This is a genomic window from Clostridium sp., from assembly GCF_051278035.1.
GTDB lineage: Bacteria > Bacillota > Clostridia > Clostridiales > Clostridiaceae > Clostridium_AD.
Genome location: NZ_JBNMNU010000017.1, coordinates 1 through 24,422, shown reverse-complemented (window position 1 = coordinate 24,422; position 24,422 = coordinate 1). Strand labels below are relative to the sequence as shown.

Genomic DNA, 24,422 nt, shown 5'->3' with positions numbered 1-24,422 from the left:
AGTCCACCTTTCTTAATTTTGCATTATTTATATTAAATTCACTAAAAAGTACAGTACAGGGATAACCACAATAAGTAAGCCATTACAAAACAACCAGCAAGAATTAGCTAGGTCCACATCTAAATTATAAATCTGGGGTGGAATCAGAGAATTGAATGCAGGCGGCATAGCTCATTTCTCCAAAGAACGTAAAACATATTAATACCCCAAAAGGCTCCAAGTGTAACTATAGGGTTTATTCCAAGTAACGCTATTCATTGAATGATACCCATATATTTACTGACAGGAACAGACTCTTTTATGGTTTTATTCATAACTATTGTCCTTAATCTCTGCCCCAATAACAACCCACAAACTATCAATCCAATAGAAAATATAAATTTCATAAAAAAGTATCCCCACATCCTCCTAGAAAAGACTAGGACTTATAATTTTTGGTATCCCCATAATTATGCCTGGGAAAAAGGCTACAAATAATAGTACAGTTACTCCAACTAGGAAGTACGGTAACACTCCCTTAAAAGAGTCCTCTATACTAAGGTCAGAAATGCTACCAGCTATAAGAAGACATAACCCATATGGTGGTGTTATAAGTCCCAAAGCCAAAGTCATTATTATAATAACTCCTAAATGAATAGGATTAACGCCTAAAGTAAGAGCTGCTGGAAGAATAACAGGTACGAATAATATCATTGCTGGTACTGCATCCATAAAGGTTCCAATAAATAAGAAAAACAGGATAACAACAAGCACGAAAGTATTAACCCCTCCCGGCATAGATAAAAAGAACTCAGCGGCTGTAGAAGACACATTATAATATCCTAAAAGTTCTCCAAGAGCATTCGCTGTGCATAATGCAAATAAAGATAAAGAACTTAATTTAAGGGTTTCCGTTATAATTCCAGGGATATCCTTAATCTTTATTGTCTTATAAACAAACATACCTATGATAAGAGCATACACACATGCAAAAGCTGCTGCCTCTGTTGGTGTATAAGCACCTGTCATAATACCACCTATAATAATTACTGGAGTTAAAAGTGCGGGGAAACTTTCTATAAATAATTTAACAATAGTCTTAAATAGTGTTTTTTCTGTCCTTGGAAAATTTCGTTTTTTACTAATAAAATATACAACAACCATCATAGCAATTCCTAAGAGAACACCAGGAAGTATACCAACCATAAATAGTCCGCCGGTTGAAACATTTGCAATTCCTGCATAAACAACCATTGTAATACTAGGAGGAATAATACTACCCAAAGTAGATGAAGCAGCAGTTACCCCTACAGATGTGCCTTTGTCGTATCCATTGTCCTCCATTTGAGGTATAATAATTTTACCTATACCTGCTGTGTCCGCTTGAGAAGATCCAGATACCCCAGCAAATATCATAGAAACTAAAATATTAGCATGAGCTAGTCCACCACTTAAATGTCCAACAAAAGCAACACACAAATTAATAAGTCTTTTTGAAATAGACCCTCGATTCATAAGATTAGCTGCAAGTATAAATAAAGGAATTGCAAGAAGTACAAAGGAATCAAGCCCTGTAAACATCTTCATAAATACAACAATGCCGCTTAAATTTGGTATTAATAACACTCCTATAAAAGCAACCGTTCCAATAACATATGAAATAGGTATTCCTAAAAATATAAGTCCTAAAAATAAAATTACTAATAATATTTGTGTCACTATTTAGCTCCCCCTTCTTTAATATTTTCATAATATTCTTTAATATGGTCAATACAATAAATAATTGATGTTAATCCAAGAATTGGTACACAAAGCCATGTATAACCCATTTTAATGTTAGGTATATCAATCCATGTGTAATTCCAAAATTTCATAGTAATAATAATGCCATAGTATAAAATAGCTGCAGAAAATAGCATAACTACAAAAGATATAAATATATTAAGAATTTCTTTTTTTCTTCCAGTCAATTTATCTCCTAAAGACCCAAATGCAAAATGTTTTTTCTCATAAGTCATAGCACCTGCTCCCATGAATACAGACCAAATAAAGGAATACGTACTGACCTCGCCAGTCCACGTTACCGTAACCCCTGTGTATCTACAAAACACTTGCACTACTATAGCAATAAAAAATATACTTATACAAATAACACCTATTGCAAGTTGCACTTTCTGAATATTTTTTATTATTTTTTTCACATTAATGCTCCTTTCTTGAAAAGTCTAAGGTTATCTAATTAGACAACCTTAGACCATTTATTATGCTAATTATTATTTTCTAGCTAGCTCAAGTAATGACTCTAATCCATTCTGTTTAGCAAATTCATCTTGAATTGGAATTGCAATCTTTTTAAAGGCAGGCAAATCAACTTCATTAACTATACCACCATCAGCAATTATCTTTGCTTTAGATTCATCTGCCATTTTATAAGTCACAGCTCTTTCTTCATCAACAGATGCCTTAGTAGCTTCAAGTATCCATCCTTGTTGCTCTTTTGTATAACTATCAAATTTTTCACCATTCATTAGAACTAATCTTGTAGTATAATCATGAGCCGTTAGAGAAGTATATTTACCATTTTTTGTTTTATGGTGCTCTTGAAGCATCATATTAGTATGGTCATTTTCAGCTGCGTCTGCAGTCCCAGTACCAAGAGCTTGATATAACTCTGCCCATCCAACAGTTATAGGATTAGCACCAGTTGCTTTCCAAAATTCTTGTTGTACTGGAGAACCTTGTAATCTAATGTTAAGACCCTTAGCATCCGCAGGTTCAGTAATAGGCTTCTTACCGTAGTAATTTCTTACACCTGATGAATAATAACCAACAACTTTATAATCATTATTAGTCTTTTCAGTGATTAAATCTTTCATTTTGTCTCCAAATTCACCGTCAATTGAAGTTTCCCAATCTTTAAAACTATCAAATAAGTAAAGTAATGAAAGTAAATCAAACTCTTTAACCCCAGTCGACGCCATAAATCCTGGAGAAGCAACCACCATATCCACAGAATCCGTAGTAAGTTTCATAGCAAGTTCATTTTCATTAGTACCTAAAGTACCTGGGTAAACCTCCGCTAGCATTTTTCCTCCTGATACTTCCTTAAGTACATCTGCAAACTTAACAAGACCAAATTGGTAAGGATTATCTAAAGATGTTTGATTGTGCGCAACTCGAAGTGTTATAGCTTTTGCGTCTGTAGTTTCCTTAGCCGCGTCTCCAGTTGTTTTATTGGCACTGCAACCTACGACACTAAAAGCTAAAACTGATGATAAGATAATTGATAACGTTTTTTTCATTTTGTTTGCCCCCTAAAATTTTATTATAAAATTCTTAATATTTTAAGAATTAAATTTCCTTACATTTCTTTGATAGAATTCCATATGTCTTCTACAACCGGAATTCCACTCGCCAAATTATCTTTTCTAGTATTTATTGACCTCTCACCAGGATAGAATATATCACCATTTTCATCTGCCTTCTCAGAAGACTTAAGATCACCAATAACTTCATCTATAATTCTATCAGTAATTTCCTTGCTACTCATATGAGTTGGGTCAATAGCAATAAGTATTTGAGATAATCCGTATTCATCTTCACATTTTTTACCTATAGCTGTTGTTGAATTACCTCCAGATAATACAGCAGCGATAAGGTCAAGTGCAATAGATATACCTGATCCCTTCCAGAATCCTATAGGTAACACCCTCCAAGTTTTTTCAATTTCTAGAGGGTCAGTAGTTGCATTGCCTTCAGAATCATAACCACCAACAACAGGCAGTTGTTGCCCTTTGAATTTGCATTCCTCAATTTTTCCATAAGAAAACTGGGCCATAGCACAATCTACAACAACGTGCTCTTTATTACTTCTAGGAATAGCCATAATAAAAGGATTATTACCTATATTTCTATCCTTACTGCCCCATGCAGGCATATTAGGCATAGTGTTTGTCCAGCACATACCAATCATTCCAGCATCAGCAGCTTGCCAACCATAAGCACCCCCACGCATCCAGTGGTTTGTATTACCAAGTGCGACAATGCCAATTCCTTGCTGTTTAGCAAGTTCTATAGCTCTATTCATTGCACTTTCTGCATTAGTATTACCCATTGCAAGGTTGCCATTCCATCTTTCTAATGCACCCATAGTACCTTCTACAGTAGGCTCAGCATCTATCTTTATATATCCCTTATCTACATAAGAAATTACTCTTGGAAACCTGTTAATTCCATGAGAATATACCCCATCTAAACTATTTTTAGCGAAAAGTTCTGCACTTCTTTTTGCAATATCAGCACTAAATCCTTTTTTAGTAAGTACCCTCTCAAATTCCTTAACCATATCTTCATATTTAATTCTTAACATTTTTTAGCACACCCTCTATAATAATCTTTTAAAAGCATCTCAGTCATCTCTACGGTATTTATTGCCTCTGTAAAGTTTGCAAAACTCTTTTTCTTACCTATAAGTTCATTAACTACTGCCTGTTGGTAAGGCATGGCTATATGACCAGGCTCTTCAAACTCATATACTCTTTCTATATCATCTTTTATTAAAGTAAATCTCTTAGCTGAAAGACCCTCATATACAATTCTACCATTCTCTCCAACTATCTGAACTTCATCAATATTCTTATCTGCCACATAACACCATGTACCAGAACCTACAACTCCATTTTTAAATTTAAAAGAAGCCATAACCGTATCATCGGCATCATAATATCCGCCTTTGTTTTCTACCATACCTTTCATTGACTCCATCTCTCCAAAGTATAATGTCAAGCAGTCAAATACATGTACTGCCATATCTAAGAATTTACCTCCTCCTGATATTTCAGGTATAACTCTCCAAGGTAATTTTTTTCTATCAAGTTCATTGTCTTCAACCTTCATAATTTGGGTTATATAAATGTACCTTATATCTCCAATTTCCTTATTTAAAAGTAGTTCTTTAATTTTAAGAAACTTTTCTAGTCCTCTTCTATAAAAAGCTATATATACTGGTATATTAAGTTCTTCTGATAGTGCTTTTATTTCAAGACACTCCTCATATGTCATCGCCACTGGCTTTTCAATATAAGGTATCTTGCCTGCCTTAAGACACTGAATCGCATACTCCTTATGAAACTTAGGAGGAGTAGCTATGTAAACTATATCTATAGCTTCATCAGCCAAAAGGTCTTCTACAGTTCTATAGGCCTTTGCAATTCCATGTCTCTTTATATAGTCAACAGCCTTATCATAATGAGCATTATAAACTCCTAAAAGACTTGAGTTATTAGACTTGTATAGACCTGGACCACTTTTAACTTCAGTAACTTGTCCACAACCTATTATTCCCCAATTTACGTGTTCCATATTTTCATACTCCCCATCTTACTTATTTAGCAAATCTACATTAATTTTATATACTACCTTTCTAATCATTGACTGCCCATCCCTCTCACAAGCAGGTCTATGGACATCACTTGGGAAAAACACACAAAAATCTCCCTCTGTCATGTTTATTAAAGTTTCATTTTCAACATCTTTATAAAAAAGCAAATCTCTCTCTTTTAGATAATCCTCAGAAATCTGATTATTACCAGTATCGTAAACAACTCCAATACGTTCCTTGCCTTTATATAGGAATTGCACATCTATATATTTTTTATGAATTTCTGGCTTAGCCACCTTTATAGGCTTTGTCATAATATCTTTTACTTGAAAAAATATATCTCTACCCTCAAGTTCATACTCGCCCTCATCAATTTTACTAAAGTCAGTTTTTTTGAAAAATACAATAGCATCTTTAATAACCTTATGGTAATCTTCAATGTTAAAATTTGAATTAATAGATGAATATATCATTTGACCCTCCATTATTCGTAAGCGCTTACGAAATAGTTTATTTTTTTGTAAGCGCTTACGAAGTTATATAAAAAAATTTCTTCGTAATCGCTTACATTCATTGAGACAATGTTACCATAAATAATTCTATTAGTCAATTCTTATTTGATTTAATTTTCTGACAATATAATCTTAATTAGTAGACTGCTTAACAACAAATTTGGGAGTGATCTTAAGTATAGAATATACTTTTTCTTTCATCAACATAGAGTAAAGAGTCTTAGTACATTTCTCGCACATATCATGTATTCTATTATCAATACTAGAAATTTTAGGGGTAGAAATATCAGAGTAAATAGAGTTATTAAAACCAACTATATTAATATCTTTAGGTACATTTAAATTAAGGTTAATACAAGCCTTAACACCACCAACTGCCATTATGTCCTCACTATAAATTATAGCTGTAATATTTTTATTAAAAAGAAGTAATTTCTGCGTCTCCGTTTCACTAATATCAAGGTCAGTTTTAATGTGTCTTATATTACTCTCATTAAATGAAATATTATTATTTTTTATACCCTCCATAAATCCCTTTTGCTTTTCCTCGGCACTAAAAGATATATAATCGTTTACAAAAGCAATATTCCTATGCCCTCTACCCACAAGATAACCTACAACATCCGTTACAGCTTTTCTCTCATTAAGCACTATGCCACATACATTCTCAAGGTTTAGGCATCCGTTAGACATTACTACAGGTTTATTACTAAAATATTTTTCAATACTATTTTTAGTAATATCATTTTGAAATCCAGAACCAATAAGAACAAGTCCATCTACATTTCTCCCTGCCATAACCCGTAAATACCCCTCCTGCTTAGTACTATCATTCCCACAGCTACCTATAATACATGTATAACCAAGCTTAGAGAACTCCTTCTCTATATCAAAGGCAATATTAATGTGATGTATATTTCTAACATCAATAAGTATGATACCAATTATCTTCATACCGTTTTTAGCAAGGCCTCTAGCAAAACTATTAGGCAGATAGTCATATTCTTCTAGTATCTTCTTAACCTTTTCTCTAGTTTCTTTCTTAACTCCTTCTTTATTGTTGATAACCCTAGAAACTGTTCCATAGGATACCCCTGACAATTTTGCAATATCATAAATGTTCATTTATTGTCCTCCACTTTAATTTAGTATAAAATATTATAACACACAAATATTTTTAAATAAATATATATGGATTACTATAAAAGATGATATAATTACCACAGTCATAAATAATAGAGCAAATATGAAAAGGGGAATACTATGGAGGCTAAATTAGTACTAGAAATTGCACTTTCTGCAGGACAAATGCTTATGAGTAATGGTGCTGAAACTTACAGAGTTGAAGAAACAATTGAAAGAATTTGTAATGCCTATAATCTAGAATGCGAATGCATAGTTACCACCAATGGTGTTTTTGTATCTGTTCTAGATGTAGATAATGAAAAGGTGACTTCACTTAAAAAAATTAGAACAACATATTTAGATTTGTATAGAATAGAGCTTCTCAATTCTTTTTCAAGGGATATTAAAAATAACCCTGTGTGCTATGAGGATGCTAAAAAAATATTAAAAGATATTAATAATGCACCACATTATACTTTTCCAGTAAGACTTATGGCTGCATGTATGACTTCATTTGTTTATTCACTGTTTTTTAATGGGACAATTTATGAAGCAGCTGTTTCAGCAGTTATAAGTATAGGCATTTATTATATGCTAGAAAAAATTTCTAACGTTGGCTCCTTTCAATTTTTTCAATTTTTCTTTTCAGGTCTTATTATAGGATCTGCAAGTTTAATTACTCAAAGTCTATTTCCATTTATAAATAAAGGAAATGTTATCACAGGGGCTATAATGATATTACTACCTGGCGTAGCACTTGCTAATGGAATTAAGGATACTATTTATGGACATTTCACGGCGGGAATGTCTAAATTTGGTGAAGCAATGCTTGTTATAACTGCAGTAGGCGCAGGAATTGGTCTAGCATTAACACTTGGGGTAGGTGTAAGACTATGATAAAACAAATTGGTTTAGCATTTCTGGGCAGTATATTTCCTGTAATTCTTTTTAATATTGATAGAAAAAAAATAATATGGACTGGTCTTTGCGGAGCAATTGGCTGGGCAACATACCTTCCCGTTTATAACATACAAAATAGTGTTGGAATGGCATCTTTTGCAGGGGCTATCGCTGTGGGTATATATAGTGAATTTATGGCAAGAAAACTTAAGACACCAGCTATTCAGTTTTCAATACCTGGAATATTCCCACTAGTACCTGGTCTAACTGCATACAAAACAATAAACTGTATAGTAGAGCAAAACTACACAGCAGCATATTCTAATGGAATACATGTTATAGTTGCTGCTGGGGCAATTGCATTTGGCATAATGTTATCTATAACAACTTTTCGTTTTATATCTAAAAACAAAAAAAATATTCCAGTCTCACCACATAATAGTATTCCACAGTGAACCAAGTAGAATAAAGGAGAAGTGAAGATTATGAGAATTCCATTTGAACAGATGAATGCAGAAATTAAACGTGTGATGATAAAAGCAGGTTTAACAGAAGAACAGGCACAGATTTGCGCTAAAGCTCACACAGAATCTAGTAGAGACGGTGTTTATTCTCACGGACTTAATAGAGTAGCAAGGTTTATAGACTATGTGAATAAAGGATTGGTTGATGTCAAAGCTACACCAACTTTAGTTAAAAGTTGTGGTTGTATGGAGAATTATGATGGTAACATGGGGATAGGGATCCTCAATGCAAAATTTGCTATGAACAGAGCAATGGATCTTGCTAAAGAGAATAACATTGGGATTGTTGCTTTAAGAAATACAACTCACTGGATGCGTGGTGGTACATATGCATGGGATGCAGCAAATGATGGTTTCTTATCATTATGTTGGACGAATACAGAGTCCTGCATGCCAGCATGGGGCGCAAAAGTTCCTTGTGTTGGTAACAACCCATTTTGTATTGGAATTCCTAGAAAAGAGGGTAATATTGTACTTGACATGGCAATGTCACAGTATTCCTATGGGAAATTACAAGTAACAAGGCTAAATGAGGATCAGCTTCCATATGCCGGCGGCTTTGACAGTGAAGGAAACCTAACAACAGATCCTGGTTCAATTGAAGAATCAATGAGAATTCTACCAACGGGCTATTGGAAAGGTTCTGGCCTTGCTATCTTACTTGATATGGTAGCTGCAATTCTTTCAAATGGCATGCCAACCAGTGAAATTGACAAGTTAGGCAAAGGGAGCTGTGGCGGATGCTCTCAGATTTTTATAACTATTAATCCACATACTTTTGGAACAGAAGAACAAATTAATAATATCCTGGAGAGTACTATTAATCAACTGGCTACTACAGAGCCTATAAAAGATGGCGGAAGAGTTTATTATCCTGGTCAACGTACTGCCCTAACACGCGAAGATAGCAACAAGAACGGTATAACTGCTGATGAAACGGTATGGAATGAGATTTGTAACTTATAAACGACTGCCATCTCTAGGTAAATAGCTTGTGAGCTTAAAACATAATTATGGTAGCATGTTCTTTTTAGATCTAAGGAGTAGTGAATTAAATTTATGAGTATTAAAATTAAAATAATTATCAGCTACTTGATATTAATTATACTTACAACAAGTTTTTTAGGGATTTTAATTGGAAAAATAGCAAAGGATGCAGTATTTAAAGAAGTTATAGAAAAAAGCCAAACTATAACAGAATTAATCGACACTACAATAAGTGTAAGAAATGATTCCCTTATAGAAAAAGCTTATAGTGATTTGAATTCTGCCGAGGAGTTATTGTATAATTTCGGTAATATCCATGTGGATATTACTCAAAATATAAAAGTGGGGGATTATTATTTACCAATTTTATATGCTGGAACACAAAGACTATCATTAGATACTACAATTGTTGATGATATACAGAAATCTACAGGTACTGTAGCTTCTATATTTTTATTGAGTAATAATAAGTTAATAAGAGTATCCACAACCCGTATTAAGGGAAATAAAAGAATCGAAGGAACATACTACTCTAGTAATTCAGATGTTTACAATAAAATAATTAACAATCACGAGTACTTGGGTGTAACTTTATCTGAAGATAAAAATTATTTATCAAGAATTCAACCATTACTTGATAAAGATAAAAAAGTTATAGGCGCAATAGGCGTAGGTAATCCATTACTGAATACTTATTTAGAAAAAAAATTAAGTAACGTTAAAATAGGAAAAACGGGTTACGTATACATAATGGCTTCTGATGGTAAAGCGATTGTTCATCCTACTGATAAAGGTGAAAATCTAAGCCAATATGAATCTGCCCAAAAAATTTTCCATGCTAAAGATGGACTAATTGATTACACGCATAAAGGCGTACATAAATTAGCTTATTCTATGTATTTTGAACCTTGGGATTGGTATATAGTCACCACCGCTAACTATGATGATTTGGCATCATCAAGTAAATCAATTTTGTATACAACATTATTTAGTGGGTTATTAATGATTTTATTAGGCGGAATTATAGCTATATTTATGGCCAACAATTTAGTTAAACCCATCAATAAATTAAAGTCATACATGGAGATAGCGGGTAAAGGCGATTTAAATGTACGTTCAGACATAAATAATAAAGATGAAATAGGTGTGTTATCCGATAGTTTTAATAGCATGATAATTGAAAATAAACGATTAATAGAAGAATTAGTGCAATATGATAAATTAAAAACTGAATTTATTGCCAATATGTCTCATGAACTAAGGACACCGTTAAATATAATTTTTTCTACAGCACAACTATTTTCTGTATTTATAAACCAAGATTCTAATTCAACTAACACATGCAAGTTAAACGAATATACTAATTACATAAAACAAAATTGTAATAGACTCTTAAGACTGGTAAATAATATAATTGATATCAGTAAAATTGATTCTGAATTTATGGAGTTAGATTTAAAGAATCAAGATATAGTACGAGTTACTGAGGAAATAACATTATCCACTATTCCATATGTAAGTGATCTGTCAAGAACAATTATATTCGATACGGATATCGAAGAAAAAATCATGGCTTTTGACGAAGAAAAGATGGAAAGAATTTTACTTAATTTGATTTCTAATGCTACTAAATTTACGAAGCCTTTAGATACAATAGAAATTGGACTGCAAGATAAAGATAATCATATTATCCTTTCTGTAAAGGATAATGGTATAGGCATTCCTGAAGATAAGTTATCACAAATTTTTGAAAGATTTAAGCAGGTGGATCCATTATTAAGTAGAGCACATGAAGGTAGTGGTATAGGCCTTTCTATAGTTAAATCACTAGTTGAAATGCATGGAGGTACAATTAATGTACAAAGCGAGTATCAGAAAGGTACAGAATTTATAATTAGCTTGCCTTGTAAGGTGATTCCTGATAATCCGAATCCAGAAGTTGATTTCATTTATCATACAAATAGCGAAAAAACACAGATTGAATTTTCTGATATATATAAATAACTAAATACTGCTTTATATGTTCTAATTCACTATAAAAAAGAGGTTGATTTAAATCAACCTCTTAAAAATATTATTATTTAATTAAGCTAAGAAGATATCCATATCCTTCACCTTCCATTTTATCCGAAGGTATAAATTTTATAGAAGCACTATTTATGCAATATCTTTTGCCTCCCTTATCTTTTGGTCCATCATCAAATACATGACCTAAATGTATATCCCCACTTCTACTCCTAACCTCAGTCCGAGTCATGTTAAAACTCATATCCTCTTTCAAAGTAACCACTTCTGGTATAATAGGTTTAGTAAAACTTGGCCACCCGCATCCTGAATCATACTTATCCGCAGATGAAAATAGCGGCTCACCCGTTACTACATCCACATATATACCTGACTGCTTATTATCAAAATACTCATTTGAAAAAGCTTTTTCAGTATTGTTCTCCACTGCCACCATATATTGAATATCTGTTAACTTTGCCTTTAGTTCGTCATTACTGGGCCTAGGATATTTTTTAACATCTATCGTAACATCATTTTCACTAAGATTCGAAAAATTTATATGACAATATCCATTAGGGTTTTTCTCCAAATAATTTTGATGGTAATCTTCTGCTAAAAAGAAGTTTTGTAAAGGCAAAACTTCAGTATAGATATTTGATGTGTATTTTTCTTGTTCTTTTTTAATTACTTTATCAATTATTATCTTATCCATATCATTCTTATAATATATACCTGAACGATATTGGTCGCCTACATCATTTCCTTGTTTGTTCTGTGTCGTTGGATCTACTACTTTAAAAAAATCTGTTAAAAGAGTTTCTAAACTAACCCGCTTCGGATCATATTGAACATGTACTGTCTCAGCAAACTTAGTATTTCCTCTGCCAACCTCCTCATAAGTTGGATTATCCTTATTACCATTAGCATAGCCTGAAGTCACATCATATACCCCATAAATTCTAGACATATAAGCTTCAACTCCCCAAAAACATCCACCGGCTAGCCAAATATCATTTAATTTAGATTTATCAAAATTTATATTAACATTAGGATTTGCAGGAATCTTTGATGTTTTAGTTGATATAATAGATGAAACACCGTCTTTGTTTGTTTTTACTTTTGATAAAGCAGGTATTAAAACCACAGCTGCTAATATACAAAGTATTAGCACAATTATTCCTCTGAATTTAGTTTTCATAAAAAACACGCCTTTCTATTTTATTTTACCTCTTTAAATTCAGCCCTTATCTTCTCATTTCCATTATGACCTAATATTGTTTTAACTAAGCTTCCATCACTTCCTATAACTACTGAAGTTGGATATCCTCGAACCTCATATTTATTAGATACTTTACCACCCTCATCTAATAGTACTGTTAAATTCTTATAATCTAAACCGCTGAACCATTTTTTAAAATCCTCAGAATTTTTCTCTCCTCTGAAACTAGGAGATACTATAGTAATTACTACAAAATCTTTATCCTCTGCAGCTAACGTATTAATCTCATCTAAACCTGCAAGACATATAGAACACCAGGATGCCCAATATTTAATATACACTTTTTTTCCTGCATAATCAGATAGTTTATGACTTTTACCTTGAAGGTCCTTAAGTTCAAAATCAGCTGCCTTTTCCCCTTCATTCATTGTTTTTACTTCACTAGTTGTTTTCTTTTCTCCACTCGTTTTATTACTTCTTGCACAGCCTGACAAACCTAAAGTTATTAAACTCGCTATTAATAATATACTTAAAACCCTTATATTCCTCATAATTTCTTCCTCCTATTTTATTCAAATAATCTTATAATTATATTCAAACTATTATTCATAAGCAAGATCCCCATTAAAATTATAATTATCCCACCTGCAATTTTTATCTTTCCTAAATGTTTATTTAACTTTTTAACATGTCTTAGAAGTCCATCCGAGAAAATAGCAATTATTAGAAAAGGAATCATTAACCCTAAAGAGTAAATCACCATTAACCATACTCCATATAACGCCTGACCACCTGTTGCTGAAATACCAAGTACCGCTGCAAGTATAGGTCCTATACATGGGGTCCATCCAAAACTGAATGAAAATCCTAAAAGAAATATTGAAAGTATCCCATTACTGCTACTCTTAAGCACTAGTCTTCTTTCTCTATGTAAAAATTTCAAATGAACTAGACCCGTTTGATGAATGCCTAAAACGATAACTAGAAGTCCACAAAGTGTTATAAACCATTTACTATTAATTGCAGTTCCAAGAGAACCAGCACCAAATCCTAATATGATAAAGCTTGTAGATATTCCAACAACAAATACTAACGTCTTTGCTATAACAATAAGGTTTATATTTAACATTCCTATTTTTTTAATGTATTTTTCATTGCTTTGGTCTCCAGCGAATATCGAAATATAAACTGGAAGTAATGGTACTAAGCACGGTGAAAAGAAAGAAAAAATTCCTGCTACAAAAACCGTACCCATGAATATATCATTGCTTAACATTTTTCCCACCACCTTTGTTTCTATAATACTATTTTAATCTAATGTAGCTATTTAATACATAGAATATGATAAGGTAATTATTCAATTGTTCTATATTTTCAATAGTTATCCTATATTACCTTTTAAAAATCTCCATAAAAAAAAGAAGGTACCGTTTATAGTAACCTTCTCATACTGAAGTATCCTGTTAATGCTTACTTATTATCATCATACCGAAGTACCTGTAATAACTTGTATTTCATCCTCTAAATCTCGAACTTTTCCTCGATATACTTTAATTGCAAGGTACCCCGAAATTATTAAAGAAGCTGTTTCTGATATTGGGAACGCTATCCATATTCCGGTTAATCCAATGAATTTACTTAGAATAAATGCCAATGGTAATAAAATAATAATCTGTCTTGCAAAAGATATAATAAGGCTTACTTCTGCTTTACCAAGCGCTTGAAAGACCATAGAAAGAACTATTGCTATCCCAGAAAACACAAAACCTATACTGATAATTCTCAAACACTCAATTCCAATTGCCTCCATCTGTGGTGTACTGCTAAATAGCATAAGCAGCTGCCTCGGGAATATCAAAAATACTGTCGTACCAACCAGCATTATTGCGCACGCAAATATGCAACCATACTTCACAGTTTCCAGGACCCTATGCTTGTTTTTCGCGCCATAATTATAGCCAACTATAGGCATGAGCCCCTGTGTCAAACCGAATACAGGCATATATATAAAAGACTGTAATTTGAAGTATGCGCCAAATACTGCAACAGCAGTTCCAGAGAATCCTGCTAAAATCAAATTGATACCAGATACCATTATGGAACCTAACATTTGCATAAATATAGCAGGGATTCCAACTTTAAATATTTCACTTGTAATGTTGCTAGTATAATGAAATTTTCTTAAATTTAGTTTTAGTCCATTTTTATTTCTAAGTACGAGTTTAAGTGCATAGAGCATAGAGCATATTTGACCAACGACCGTTGCTATTGCTGCTCCCTTCACACCTAATTCAGGAAAAAACAACAATCCAAAAATAAGAATTGGATCAAGAACAATGTTGGTTATCGCACCTAATAATTGTATTCTCATAGAACTTAACATGTCACCAGTAGATCTTAAAATATTCATGCACACTTCTGATATAATGCTGCCAAATGAAAATAACATAATAATCCGAGTATATTGTACTGCATATTTAATAACAACAGGGTCGTCAGTAAACAGTTTAGAAAACATTTCGGGTACAAATGTTGAACAAATCGCAAGGATAATCGCCAATACAATACCTATTGCAAAGCCATGTTCCGCCGTATTTATCGCATCATCTTTGTTCCCCTCGCCTAGCTTTCTTGACATAAATGAGTTAATTCCTACGCCAAACCCCACAAATATTGATACTATTATTAATTGTATTGGAAAAGCTATGGATAAAGCCGTAAGCGCCTGCTCTGATATTTTTGCTACAAACATACTATCTACAACATTATATAGCGCTTGCACAATCATCGACAGCATAGCTGGCAATGACATTTTTATGATCAGCTTCTTTATATCCATATTCCCTAATTTATTCATATTTTCTTTCATTATTAATCCTCCATAAGTATCTTTGTATTATCTACCATTTTGACTAGTATACTTCTTATTTTTTCAATATCAGCATTAGGAATCTTATCAATGAGAATATTTTCCCATAATTTCAATGCCTCTGTAATGTTAGGAAATATATTTCTTCCTTTATCAGTTAGATATATACCCTTTTCACGTCTATCACTTTCATTAGCTACTCTATTAACATAATTATATTTTTCAAGATGGGTGATTATTTTTGTTATAGTGGCCTTATTAAATAAGAATAATTCATTTATTTCAGTTAGGTTAGCCCCATTATCATCCCTTAAAAATAACAATACTTCTGCTTGAACTTTATTTATATTATATTTTTTTAGCTTAATATCTATAAATTTTTTTTCATTTCTATATAATATTGAAATATTTCTTCCTATTATTTTACGCATATTTGCCTCCTTCCATAATGGTTGCCCAAGAAACTATTATACTTCATAACAGTTTCTTGGGCAACCATTATTTACAGCAATCAAAAACAACATCAAAGTATAATCTCTGTTGACTTTTATATATAATATTTGTAGAATATAATAAAGTGGGTGATTAGAATTAAAGACCTTTTAAAAGCATATAAAAACAATATATTATTTTGCATTATACTGATTATATCTTTGTGTATCTCTATAACTATTGGTGCTATTTCTATGTATTTTATATCTTATTACACGCAAAACATATGGTTATCACGTCTTTCATGTGCTTTGATTTTCAGCATATTTCCTTTCATTTGTTGCTCAATTTTTAACATAAAATATTCAAGACAATTTAGAAATACACTTTCGATTTTTTTGAAAGCATCAATTCTCTCCTATTCCCCTATTTTTGTATTAGGATTTATAATATCTTTAATTGTAAGCAGTAAATAGATAAAGCCTATCTCATAGATTTCTCTATTAAATAAGCTTTATCAGTTACATGTTTTTCTATTACAAACATACCCTCTATTTTAAAATCGGTAATGCTTCTGCCCATTCTAATACTACTAATACACTTTTTAAGATATCCTTTTGTAGTTCAACCTCATTTTCATACGAGTTGGAATAAAAATCTCTTCTAATTTCAGTTATATCTTTAATTGTCTCAAAAATGGTGTGTGCTTCATGATTAATTACATAGCCTTTGGGTAGAAATGGTAGTTTTATACCTTCTCCAAATAAAATATAACTTTGTGGCAATGTCTCATATGTATGACCACTACAACAATAAGTTGTTGTATAACCTTTCTGGTTTAATATCTTTATTATTACTATATATAAATCATCAATATTAACCAATTTACTACCACAATTACCACAAGGAATTCTCCTTGAAGAAGCATAAACTTTAAAGCAATTCAAGCATATTTTTTTCATTCATATCCCCCATTCACCTATTCAATACATATAATAACATTAATATTAAGATCTATGTTAAATCATCTAATTTAATTATTTATTTATTTATTATTCTAAATATATAACCTTTAACTTAGTTTCTTCTATTACAGTGTCCCCCGTTTAATTATATTAAATAATACTTTCATTAATTAAGTTATTAAAATTTATTACGAAGTGATGTTATGTTAAAATTTTTAAAGATCAATGATATCAAGTTAGGATTAAAAATGCTTACCATTTTATTAATTCCAGTTATCGCACTTATATGTATTTCATCTGTTTCACTAATAAATACAATCATCGTTTCAAACATGCTTATAACTAACTTATATGAAGAAATGCATCAAAGTGAATATTGGCTCCTCAATGCCGATAGAGACTATTACCAAGCTCTTTTAGCTGAGCAAAGCATGGTTTAGATCTTAGTAAAATATCTGAAACCATAGATCAACTTTCAAGTGGACTTGAAGAAACTTCGGCTTCTACAGAAGAAATGAACGCTTCTTCCAAAGAAATTGAACAAGCTGTAGAGACAATTGCTTCAAAATCACAAAATGGTGCCATTTCAGCAAAACAAATAAGTGAACGAGCAAATTTGCTAAAGACTGAGGCTGTTGAATCGCAGAAAAATTGACAAAATATGGGTCTTTTGTTGAATCAGAAACTTAAAATAGCTTTAGATCAAACTAAAGCTGTTGAGCAGATAACCTCTCTCACAGAAGGAATATTAGAAATAACCTCACAAACAAATCTTCTGGCTTTAAATGCGGCTATTGAAGCCGCACGAGCTGGAGAATCTGGAAAAGGCTTTGCAGTGGTGGCCGATGAGATTAGAAACCTAGCAGAAGTCTCCAAAAACAGTGCTATTCAGATTCAGACAGTTACCACCACCGTAGTAACCGCTGTGGACAGTCTTAAGGAAAGTTCCACAGAACTTTTGAATTATCTAGATACTCAGGTTGTACCCGACTATCAAAAGCTAGTTAATACGGGAGATCAGTACAACGATGATTCTATCATCTTTGATGAATTAGTAACTGATTTGAGTGCAACTTCTGAACAGCTTCTAGCGTCTATTCATGATATATCCACTGCATTAAACGAAGTTAGTTCAACCTCTACCGAAGGTGCCAGTAGCATTGGTATTATAGCTGAAAAAACAAGTAACATAGTTAAAATGTCAAATGATGTTATTTCTATATCCAACAACTCAAAGGAAAGCACTGAAAAATTAGTTGAAATGGTATCAAAATTTAAAATTTAAACACAAGTATTTACTCTAAGTAGTTCAAACTAAGCCCCATAGATAAAATAATCTATGGGGCTTAGTTTCCGGGCTTAAATGACACCCAAATAAATCCTTTTTAATTATATTAACACCTTATCACCGTGGTTTCCAATCCAACACGGGATACCTGGATATTTCGCGTCAAGATAGTCACTAAACAATAGTGGATTTTCGGTATTACCAGAAAACATCTCATAGTGACCTGGTACCACAAGTCCAGGATTAATATCGCCTGCCAAATCCACTGCCTCTTGATACGTCATATTACCGATAATATTTGCGCGATATTTTTTAGCATCTCTTCCGTTTATAGGTATAAACATAGCATCTATCCTATTCCATTTTTTTAACTTAGAATGTAGCCCCTCGTATATGCATGTATCACCAGAGTGATACAATACGCAACCATTACTCTCAATTATGAACCCTAAATATGGATAGTTCCCTGTAACAACATCTTTATCTAAAAATTCATGTGCTGATGCTATTCCTGTTATTTTTAGTTCCCCAGCGGTTATCGCTGTATCATCATAAAGACCAATAAACCTAGCCTCCGGTATATTTAAATCTTTTGAAATCCCCTTAATTAAAAGCTTTGGAACTACAAACTTTGCCTTTGGAGAACTCAAAGATATTTGATGCCAAGCGCCCCTATCTATATGGTCAATATGATCGTGACTTCCAAATATAAAGTCTGCATTTGTAACTTCCTGTGCTCCAAGAAGTGGTGGTATATTCCTACCTGGATGGTCAGATAAAAATGCATCCACATAAATAACAGTTTCTCCTAATTTCACGATATAACCCATTTGTCCAAGCCACCAAAATGCCATGTTCCCCTTTTGTAAATTACAGTTATTGATTTCCTCTATAAGCTCTATTCCGTTTTTCATAAATTCACCACTTTCTCAGAATTTATTTTAATTTATATGATAATACACGTATTAGATTCTTCTTTATATAAAATCAAACTATTTATATGGCTTCTGCAAGTGCAGACATGTCTCCTTCTTCTATTCCATAGCTTTACATTTTAAGATCAGTAACATCACATTTCAAATGCTGCTACTCCAATGGCTACTGGACCACTATGAGATGAAATCATGCATCCCGCTTGAATCCATATGATTTTTTTAAAGCCTTCCTCTTTTGCAATTTGTTCCATACGTTGCTTTATGTGTTCTTCAAGACCCAAAGAATATATAAGATAAATCCGTTCTTTATCCATATGGTATTTTGAAATATATTCTTTCATATATTTTTCTACAATATTACCTGTTTTACCACGGTACTTTTGGGTTGAAACAAGTTCTCCGTTAACAATTTCAATGAGTGGTTTCAATTTTAGTAATGTCCCACCTAGATATGCCGCGTTGGATACGCGTCCTCCTGCTTTCAAATATACAAGATCACCGGGAATAAAAGATACTCTTGCTTTAGCTGCATAACTCTCAATTTTTTTAACTAAATCATTAGGCAGCATATCTGAATGTTTTTCTATAAGTTCAGCTGCTTTCAAAACAATTGCTGTTAGCCCACCAGTAACATTCAATGCATCAGCATGGTAAACATTGTCCATTCCCTCTGAAGCAATAATTGAATTTTGGTACGTACAAGATGGTTTGGATGAATACCCAACATGAATAATAATACACTTCTGTTACTTCTATTGAACCATCTTTATAAGATTTATCCCCCATTATTACATGCATAGGAACTACACTAATATTATGTAATTTAACGAGGTCTGATGGCATATCAGATCCGCTCTCCGTTACTAAAATAATATTTTTCATAGGTTTACCTCCATATCTTATGAACGTGTTATAACATATTAATTTAATTAATTTTACCATTACCATGTGAAATTAACAAACAGGCTTTGTCCACTACATTTTAGGTGCACCTAATAAAAAAAACAAATCACAGGCTATCACACCTGCGATTTGTTTTTTTATTAATTTATCTAGAGTTTTTTAGAGAATATCGCTAATACAAGTATAATTCCTAGACCAAATAACATAAGCGACTTTTGCTCAATTGAATTAATACCCACAACTGCTACAAAAGCAACTGCTACAGGGATTACCCATTTAACAAGATTGTACCAAACGTTAAAGAGTCCAAATTTTAGTGTACCACCATTTGTAAGTTCTTCCTTAAGATCTTCCTTCTTAATAACCCAACCAACAAATACAGCTAACAGTAAACCACCAATTGCTAAGAAAATCTTATCTGTTAGAATATCGAAGAAATCGAATGCACCTACACCTAGGAATGTAGAACCAGACATTAAACCCATAGAAAGTGAAGCGATGACACCAGTTACTGCCATGATTGCACCCGCTATTAATACTGATGTTTTTCTTAGCATATTTTTTTGATCAATTAGGTAGGATACAACGACTTCAAATAATGAAACTGAAGAAGTCAATGCTGCAACTGAAAGTGCAATGAAGAACAATGCTGCTAAAACAACTCCTATACCGCCACCCATTTGGGCAAACACTTGAGGAACAACAACAAATACAAGTCCTGCACCCTGTGCCGGTTCCATGCCAAATGCAAAGAGAGCTGGGAAAATTGCTATACCAGCAAGTAATGCAACGGATGTATCTAACGCAGTAATAATAAGCGCATTAGATTGTAAGTTTTCTTTTTTGCCTAAGTAACTACCATAAGTTATCATACAACCCATACCTAGACTGAGTGAGAAAAACGCTTGTCCTAGTGCTGCAAGGAAAGTTGCACCAGTTACCGCTGAAAAGTCTGGTTTAAATAAGAAATCAATACCGGCACCAGCACCTGGTAGTGTTACACTTCTAACTGCTAAGATTATAAGTATTACGAAAAGCGCTGGCATTAATATTTTACCTGCTTTTTCAATACCGCCAGAGATACCCTTTATAACAATAGCCATATTCAATGCTAAGAATGCTAGCAACCATAAAAGTGGTTGAACTGGATTACTGATAAAGGCTCCAAAAGTATCGCCAATTGTACCTACATTACTTAAAAGTCCAGTGAATGATTTAAATACGTAGGCTAATGCCCAGCCGCCTACTACAGGGTAAAAACCCATAATGAAGAATGCAGAAACAACACCTAAAACACCTGCAAAAGTCCAGCGTGGACTAAAGTGTTTATAAGCACCTACTGCCGCAAGACTTGTCTTACGGCCCACTGCAAGTTCTGCGATCATAAGACTAAGCCCGATAACAAAAACAAACCCTAAATAAATAATAATAAATGCACTACCACCGTTTTCACCAGCCATATAAGGGAAACGCCAGATGTTACCTAACCCAACAGCTGATCCAGCTGCTGCCATGATGAATCCTATACGCGATCCCCAATTTTCTCTGGGTTTGTTTGAATTGTCTTGTTTCATGATTTATGCCCCCTTTAAAATAATTTTATATTCAATGCTTTCGCCATTAAATAACAATTGTAAGATGATGCAGTGATTTCTGAAACATTGCTAAACTTATGAAAAGAAAGACCCTTTACGCGTTTAGAATATTCAGACAATTGAATCAAAAGTGCTTGTATTTGTTCTTATAAAATTAAATTTATATTATCATATTCCTAACTATATGTCAATTGATAATATCAAAGAACCTTTTAACTTTCTTTCTTAGTCTTTTATTTTGAAATCCTTTCTAATTGCTAGATATCTTTGCGTTTAAAAAACAGGGAATTCTATATTTAGGATTCCCTGTCTTTATACTCTATTAGCAAAGACATATAGGCATTTCACTTTAAATCCAAGTCCTTTAATAATTCTTTTGCATTCTGAGCATCTTCTAGCGGAACTTGTATTTCCATAGTATTATTAAATACAGCAAAATTTCTAACAAGCTCTCCTTTAATAAAATATTTTATTTCACCAGAATCCAAAATAGACTTAACTATAGGTATTATACTAATGTCACCTGTTACTGCTATTGTAATAAGCTCTACATACTCATATTCGTCCAATTCCTCACTTGGCAATTCTTTAACTAATTGAATTTTACAATCTGTGCAAAAATCAAATCCTTCTCTATACTCACATTTGCATTTCGGACAAAACATTTTTATACCTCCCTGTTATTTCTGTAATCTTCTAAAAGTTGATCCATAACCCAACTCGTTCGCGAAGCACTAATTCCTTTGCTTGGGCATACTCCCAGACCATTAAGATCGTTTACTACGCTTTGAATCAGTTGCTTCTGAATATGAATCGGCTTTACAATGCATATTGGAGTAATCCCTTCATTAGTTGTAAGGATAACCGGCTCTGTTCCATAAGTTGAAAAGGATATCTTCCCCTTACTTCCGACAATCTCATTCATATCATAGTCAGAAAAGCTTGAAAAGCACCAGATCCCTGTTCCCTTGACACCTGATTCAAATGAAAGCGAAGCGGTGACTATATCTTCCGCACTATATAATTTGGATTGATTAGCTGCATACCCAGTTGCTTCCTTTATAGGTCCGAGGATATAGTCTAATACATCTAGGGTGTGAGAAGCAAGGTCTAGAAATTCTCCACCGCCTGAAATTTCCGGGATGACTCTCCATGGCAAGTGGCCAGAACTCAAGTCAATTTTTATGGGTTTCCTGTATAATGTAATAGAAACAAACCGTATTTCTCCGATTTCCCCTGAATCAATTAATTCCTTAATCTTTATGAAGCGTTCCAAAGCTCTCCTATAATATGCAACAAATAATGGCACTCCCGCATTTTCACACGCCTGTATCATTGCTGTACATTCCTCAAAATTCCTAGCCATGGGCTTTTCAACATAGACCGGCTTTCCTGCCTGTGCACATTTCAATGTATACTCCTTATGAAATGCAGGAGGGGTGGCTATGTAAACTGCGTCAACATCAGTGTCATTAATTAAGCTATCAGCATTATCATACCACTTCGGCACGTTGTGACGTACCGCATAATCCTTAGCAAGCTCTCCGTCACGGCGCATTACAGCTACTAATTGCGAATGGTTTGCCTCTTGAAATCCAGGTCCGCTCTTAACTTCGGTAACATTTCCACATCCAATAATTCCCCACCGTATTATCTTCATTTATACCAGTCTCCTTTTTAATATTATAATACATTATAACATTGAAGGAAGTTATATTGAAAATATTAAATATAATTTACATTTTATTATGATATAATACTAATAGTAGTTTTTTTCATTTTAATCACAAAAAACTAATAGCTATCTTCCCAGTTTATGTTATGATATTAAGATACGAAATAATAACTGGAAGTTGTCGTTTCTATAAAGTTAAAAAAATTTATTTACCTATTGAGAAAGAAAAGAGAGGTGTTCTATGATGAAAAAGAAATCAAATATTGCTATTTTGGCTATAATCCTTGTTATTGTCGCAGTATCTATATTTTCTAAACCAGATCAAACGTCAACGCTTATTAAATTTAATGAATTTCAAACCAATTGGACAAATAATAATATAAAAAGCTTTGTCGTGGAAGATGATCAGAGATCAATTTCAGGAACTTTAAAAGATGGAACCGCATATAATACGGTTGTTCCACCTGCTAGGTTAAATCAATGGCTGGAAGCTAATCCAAAAGCTTCAGATGTTCAGGAAACATACCTAAAACCATCTGATCTTGATATGTGGTTACAGGTTTTACCTAATGTATTATTCATATTAATGCTTGTAGGATTTGGTTTTATATTCCTAAAGAAATCAAAAGGTGCCGGTGGCGGCGGTGGCGTAATGAAGTTTGGTAAAAGCAAAGCAAAACTAGTTGATCCTAATGCCAAAAAAGTTAGTTTTGATGATGTTGCAGGAGCTGACGAAGAAAAAGCTGAACTTGCAGAGATAGTAGATTTTCTTAAGGGACCTAAAAGATATATGGATATGGGTGCTCGTATACCAAAGGGTGTTTTACTGATAGGACCTCCAGGAACTGGTAAGACACTTCTTGCAAGAGCCATTTCAGGAGAAGCTGGAGTCCCATTTTTCAGCATCTCAGGTTCAGATTTTGTAGAAATGTTTGTGGGTGTTGGAGCTTCTAGAGTAAGAGATTTATTTGATCAGGCCAAAAAGAATGCTCCTTGTATAATTTTCATAGACGAAATTGACGCTGTTGGAAGACAAAGAGGCGCAGGCGTTGGTGGTGGAAATGATGAGCGAGAACAGACATTAAACCAACTGCTAGTTGAGATGGATGGATTTGGAGAAAATGAAG

Annotated in this window: 27 protein-coding genes; 8 read left to right on the top strand and 19 right to left on the bottom strand. The window is 33.1% G+C overall.

Annotation, left to right across the window (positions count from 1 at the left end; all coding sequences use genetic code 11):
- Positions 1-408 precede the first annotated feature (408 nt).
- The 7 genes from ACJAX4_RS04330 to ACJAX4_RS04300 all read right to left on the bottom strand — a co-directional run bounded on the left by ACJAX4_RS04330 (position 409) and on the right by ACJAX4_RS04300 (position 6,996).
- Complete coding sequence (locus tag ACJAX4_RS04330) at positions 409-1,698, bottom strand: TRAP transporter large permease (protein WP_435788228.1); 1,290 nt, start codon at positions 1,696-1,698, stop codon at positions 409-411.
- Positions 1,698-2,180 carry a TRAP transporter small permease gene (locus ACJAX4_RS04325; RefSeq protein ID WP_435788227.1) on the bottom strand — a complete coding sequence of 161 codons (483 nt, stop codon included), beginning with the start codon at positions 2,178-2,180 and terminating at the stop codon, positions 1,698-1,700. The genes ACJAX4_RS04330 and ACJAX4_RS04325 overlap by 1 nt, the downstream gene beginning before the upstream one ends.
- 72 nt (positions 2,181-2,252) lie before the next feature.
- A complete protein-coding gene (dctP, locus tag ACJAX4_RS04320; RefSeq protein WP_435788226.1) occupies positions 2,253-3,281 on the bottom strand; it encodes a TRAP transporter substrate-binding protein DctP in 1,029 nt (342 codons plus the stop codon).
- Positions 3,282-3,340: 59 nt separating this feature from the next.
- A complete protein-coding gene (yiaK, locus tag ACJAX4_RS04315) occupies positions 3,341-4,348 on the bottom strand; it encodes a 3-dehydro-L-gulonate 2-dehydrogenase (RefSeq protein ID WP_435788225.1) in 1,008 nt (335 codons plus the stop codon).
- The gene (locus tag ACJAX4_RS04310; RefSeq protein WP_435788224.1) at positions 4,342-5,340 is read right to left on the bottom strand and encodes a Gfo/Idh/MocA family protein; all 999 of its coding nucleotides are present in this window, start codon (positions 5,338-5,340) and stop codon (positions 4,342-4,344) included. The genes yiaK (ACJAX4_RS04315) and ACJAX4_RS04310 overlap by 7 nt, the downstream gene beginning before the upstream one ends.
- Before the next feature lie 18 nt (positions 5,341-5,358).
- Positions 5,359-5,832 carry a YhcH/YjgK/YiaL family protein gene (locus ACJAX4_RS04305; RefSeq protein ID WP_435788223.1) on the bottom strand — a complete coding sequence of 158 codons (474 nt, stop codon included), beginning with the start codon at positions 5,830-5,832 and terminating at the stop codon, positions 5,359-5,361.
- Between the two features lie 171 nt (positions 5,833-6,003).
- Complete coding sequence (locus ACJAX4_RS04300) at positions 6,004-6,996, bottom strand: LacI family DNA-binding transcriptional regulator (RefSeq protein ID WP_435788222.1); 993 nt, start codon at positions 6,994-6,996, stop codon at positions 6,004-6,006.
- Between the two features lie 138 nt (positions 6,997-7,134).
- On the opposite strand from ACJAX4_RS04300, the gene ACJAX4_RS04295 reads away from it, so the two are divergent.
- The 4 genes from ACJAX4_RS04295 (at position 7,135) to ACJAX4_RS04280 (ending at position 11,411) form a co-directional block, all read left to right on the top strand.
- On the top strand, positions 7,135-7,893 hold the full coding sequence (locus tag ACJAX4_RS04295) for a threonine/serine exporter family protein (protein ID WP_435788221.1): 759 nt from the start codon (positions 7,135-7,137) through the stop codon (positions 7,891-7,893).
- The gene (locus ACJAX4_RS04290) at positions 7,890-8,351 is read left to right on the top strand and encodes a threonine/serine exporter family protein (protein ID WP_435788220.1); all 462 of its coding nucleotides are present in this window, start codon (positions 7,890-7,892) and stop codon (positions 8,349-8,351) included. Before ACJAX4_RS04295 ends, ACJAX4_RS04290 begins: the two co-directional genes overlap by 4 nt.
- Positions 8,352-8,381: 30 nt before the next feature.
- The gene (gene yiaK / locus ACJAX4_RS04285) at positions 8,382-9,386 is read left to right on the top strand and encodes a 3-dehydro-L-gulonate 2-dehydrogenase (protein WP_435788219.1); all 1,005 of its coding nucleotides are present in this window, start codon (positions 8,382-8,384) and stop codon (positions 9,384-9,386) included.
- Positions 9,387-9,479: 93 nt separating this feature from the next.
- Positions 9,480-11,411, top strand: a complete 1,932-nt coding sequence (locus ACJAX4_RS04280) for a Cache 3/Cache 2 fusion domain-containing protein (protein ID WP_435788218.1) — start codon at positions 9,480-9,482, stop codon at positions 11,409-11,411.
- Between the two features lie 73 nt (positions 11,412-11,484).
- On the opposite strand, the gene msrB is transcribed toward ACJAX4_RS04280, so the two are convergent.
- The 6 genes from msrB to ACJAX4_RS04250 all read right to left on the bottom strand — a co-directional run bounded on the left by msrB (position 11,485) and on the right by ACJAX4_RS04250 (position 16,896).
- The gene (msrB, locus tag ACJAX4_RS04275; protein ID WP_435788217.1) at positions 11,485-12,612 is read right to left on the bottom strand and encodes a peptide-methionine (R)-S-oxide reductase MsrB; all 1,128 of its coding nucleotides are present in this window, start codon (positions 12,610-12,612) and stop codon (positions 11,485-11,487) included.
- Positions 12,613-12,632: 20 nt separating this feature from the next.
- Positions 12,633-13,184: a redoxin family protein gene (locus ACJAX4_RS04270; protein ID WP_435788216.1), complete on the bottom strand. Its 552-nt coding sequence runs from the start codon at positions 13,182-13,184 to the stop codon at positions 12,633-12,635.
- Positions 13,185-13,201: 17 nt separating this feature from the next.
- Positions 13,202-13,909, bottom strand: coding sequence for a cytochrome c biogenesis CcdA family protein (locus tag ACJAX4_RS04265; protein ID WP_435788215.1), 708 nt, complete (start codon positions 13,907-13,909; stop codon positions 13,202-13,204).
- Positions 13,910-14,116: 207 nt separating this feature from the next.
- Positions 14,117-15,502, bottom strand: a complete 1,386-nt coding sequence (locus tag ACJAX4_RS04260) for an MATE family efflux transporter (RefSeq protein ID WP_435788214.1) — start codon at positions 15,500-15,502, stop codon at positions 14,117-14,119.
- Between the two features lie 2 nt (positions 15,503-15,504).
- A complete protein-coding gene (locus ACJAX4_RS04255) occupies positions 15,505-15,933 on the bottom strand; it encodes a MarR family winged helix-turn-helix transcriptional regulator (protein ID WP_435788213.1) in 429 nt (142 codons plus the stop codon).
- A gap of 552 nt (positions 15,934-16,485) precedes the next feature.
- Entirely contained in the window at positions 16,486-16,896 is a 411-nt protein-coding gene (locus tag ACJAX4_RS04250) for a hypothetical protein (protein WP_435788212.1), read from the bottom strand.
- 251 nt (positions 16,897-17,147) lie between these two features.
- Between ACJAX4_RS04250 and ACJAX4_RS04245 the strand changes: the two genes are divergently transcribed.
- The 3 genes from ACJAX4_RS04245 (at position 17,148) to ACJAX4_RS04235 (ending at position 18,184) form a co-directional block, all read left to right on the top strand.
- Positions 17,148-17,339, top strand: coding sequence for a hypothetical protein (locus ACJAX4_RS04245; protein ID WP_435788211.1), 192 nt, complete (start codon positions 17,148-17,150; stop codon positions 17,337-17,339).
- Positions 17,340-17,413: 74 nt separating this feature from the next.
- Positions 17,414-17,554 (top strand): hypothetical protein, encoded by a 141-nt coding sequence (locus ACJAX4_RS04240; protein WP_435788210.1) that lies wholly within the window; start codon positions 17,414-17,416, stop codon positions 17,552-17,554.
- An 18-nt stretch (positions 17,555-17,572) separates the two neighbouring features.
- Positions 17,573-18,184: a methyl-accepting chemotaxis protein gene (locus ACJAX4_RS04235; RefSeq protein ID WP_435788209.1), complete on the top strand. Its 612-nt coding sequence runs from the start codon at positions 17,573-17,575 to the stop codon at positions 18,182-18,184.
- Between the two features lie 104 nt (positions 18,185-18,288).
- Here ACJAX4_RS04235 and ACJAX4_RS04230 read toward each other — a convergent pair whose 3' ends face one another.
- From ACJAX4_RS04230 to ACJAX4_RS04205, 6 genes are all read right to left on the bottom strand, one after another.
- Positions 18,289-19,101: an MBL fold metallo-hydrolase gene (locus tag ACJAX4_RS04230; RefSeq protein WP_435788208.1), complete on the bottom strand. Its 813-nt coding sequence runs from the start codon at positions 19,099-19,101 to the stop codon at positions 18,289-18,291.
- A 155-nt stretch (positions 19,102-19,256) separates the two neighbouring features.
- Positions 19,257-19,802 (bottom strand): DegV family protein, encoded by a 546-nt coding sequence (locus ACJAX4_RS04225; protein WP_435788242.1) that lies wholly within the window; start codon positions 19,800-19,802, stop codon positions 19,257-19,259.
- Positions 19,765-19,965, bottom strand: coding sequence for a hypothetical protein (locus ACJAX4_RS04220; protein WP_435788241.1), 201 nt, complete (start codon positions 19,963-19,965; stop codon positions 19,765-19,767). Before ACJAX4_RS04220 ends, ACJAX4_RS04225 begins: the two co-directional genes overlap by 38 nt.
- A gap of 209 nt (positions 19,966-20,174) precedes the next feature.
- Entirely contained in the window at positions 20,175-21,599 is a 1,425-nt protein-coding gene (locus tag ACJAX4_RS04215) for a sodium-dependent transporter (RefSeq protein WP_435788207.1), read from the bottom strand.
- A gap of 365 nt (positions 21,600-21,964) precedes the next feature.
- The gene (locus ACJAX4_RS04210; RefSeq protein WP_435788206.1) at positions 21,965-22,285 is read right to left on the bottom strand and encodes a hypothetical protein; all 321 of its coding nucleotides are present in this window, start codon (positions 22,283-22,285) and stop codon (positions 21,965-21,967) included.
- Positions 22,286-22,287: 2 nt separating this feature from the next.
- Positions 22,288-23,280 (bottom strand): Gfo/Idh/MocA family protein, encoded by a 993-nt coding sequence (locus ACJAX4_RS04205; RefSeq protein WP_435788205.1) that lies wholly within the window; start codon positions 23,278-23,280, stop codon positions 22,288-22,290.
- Between the two features lie 259 nt (positions 23,281-23,539).
- Between ACJAX4_RS04205 and ACJAX4_RS04200 the strand changes: the two genes are divergently transcribed.
- A partial coding sequence (locus ACJAX4_RS04200; RefSeq protein ID WP_435788204.1) for an ATP-dependent metallopeptidase FtsH/Yme1/Tma family protein occupies positions 23,540-24,422 on the top strand: 883 nt, incomplete at its 3' end.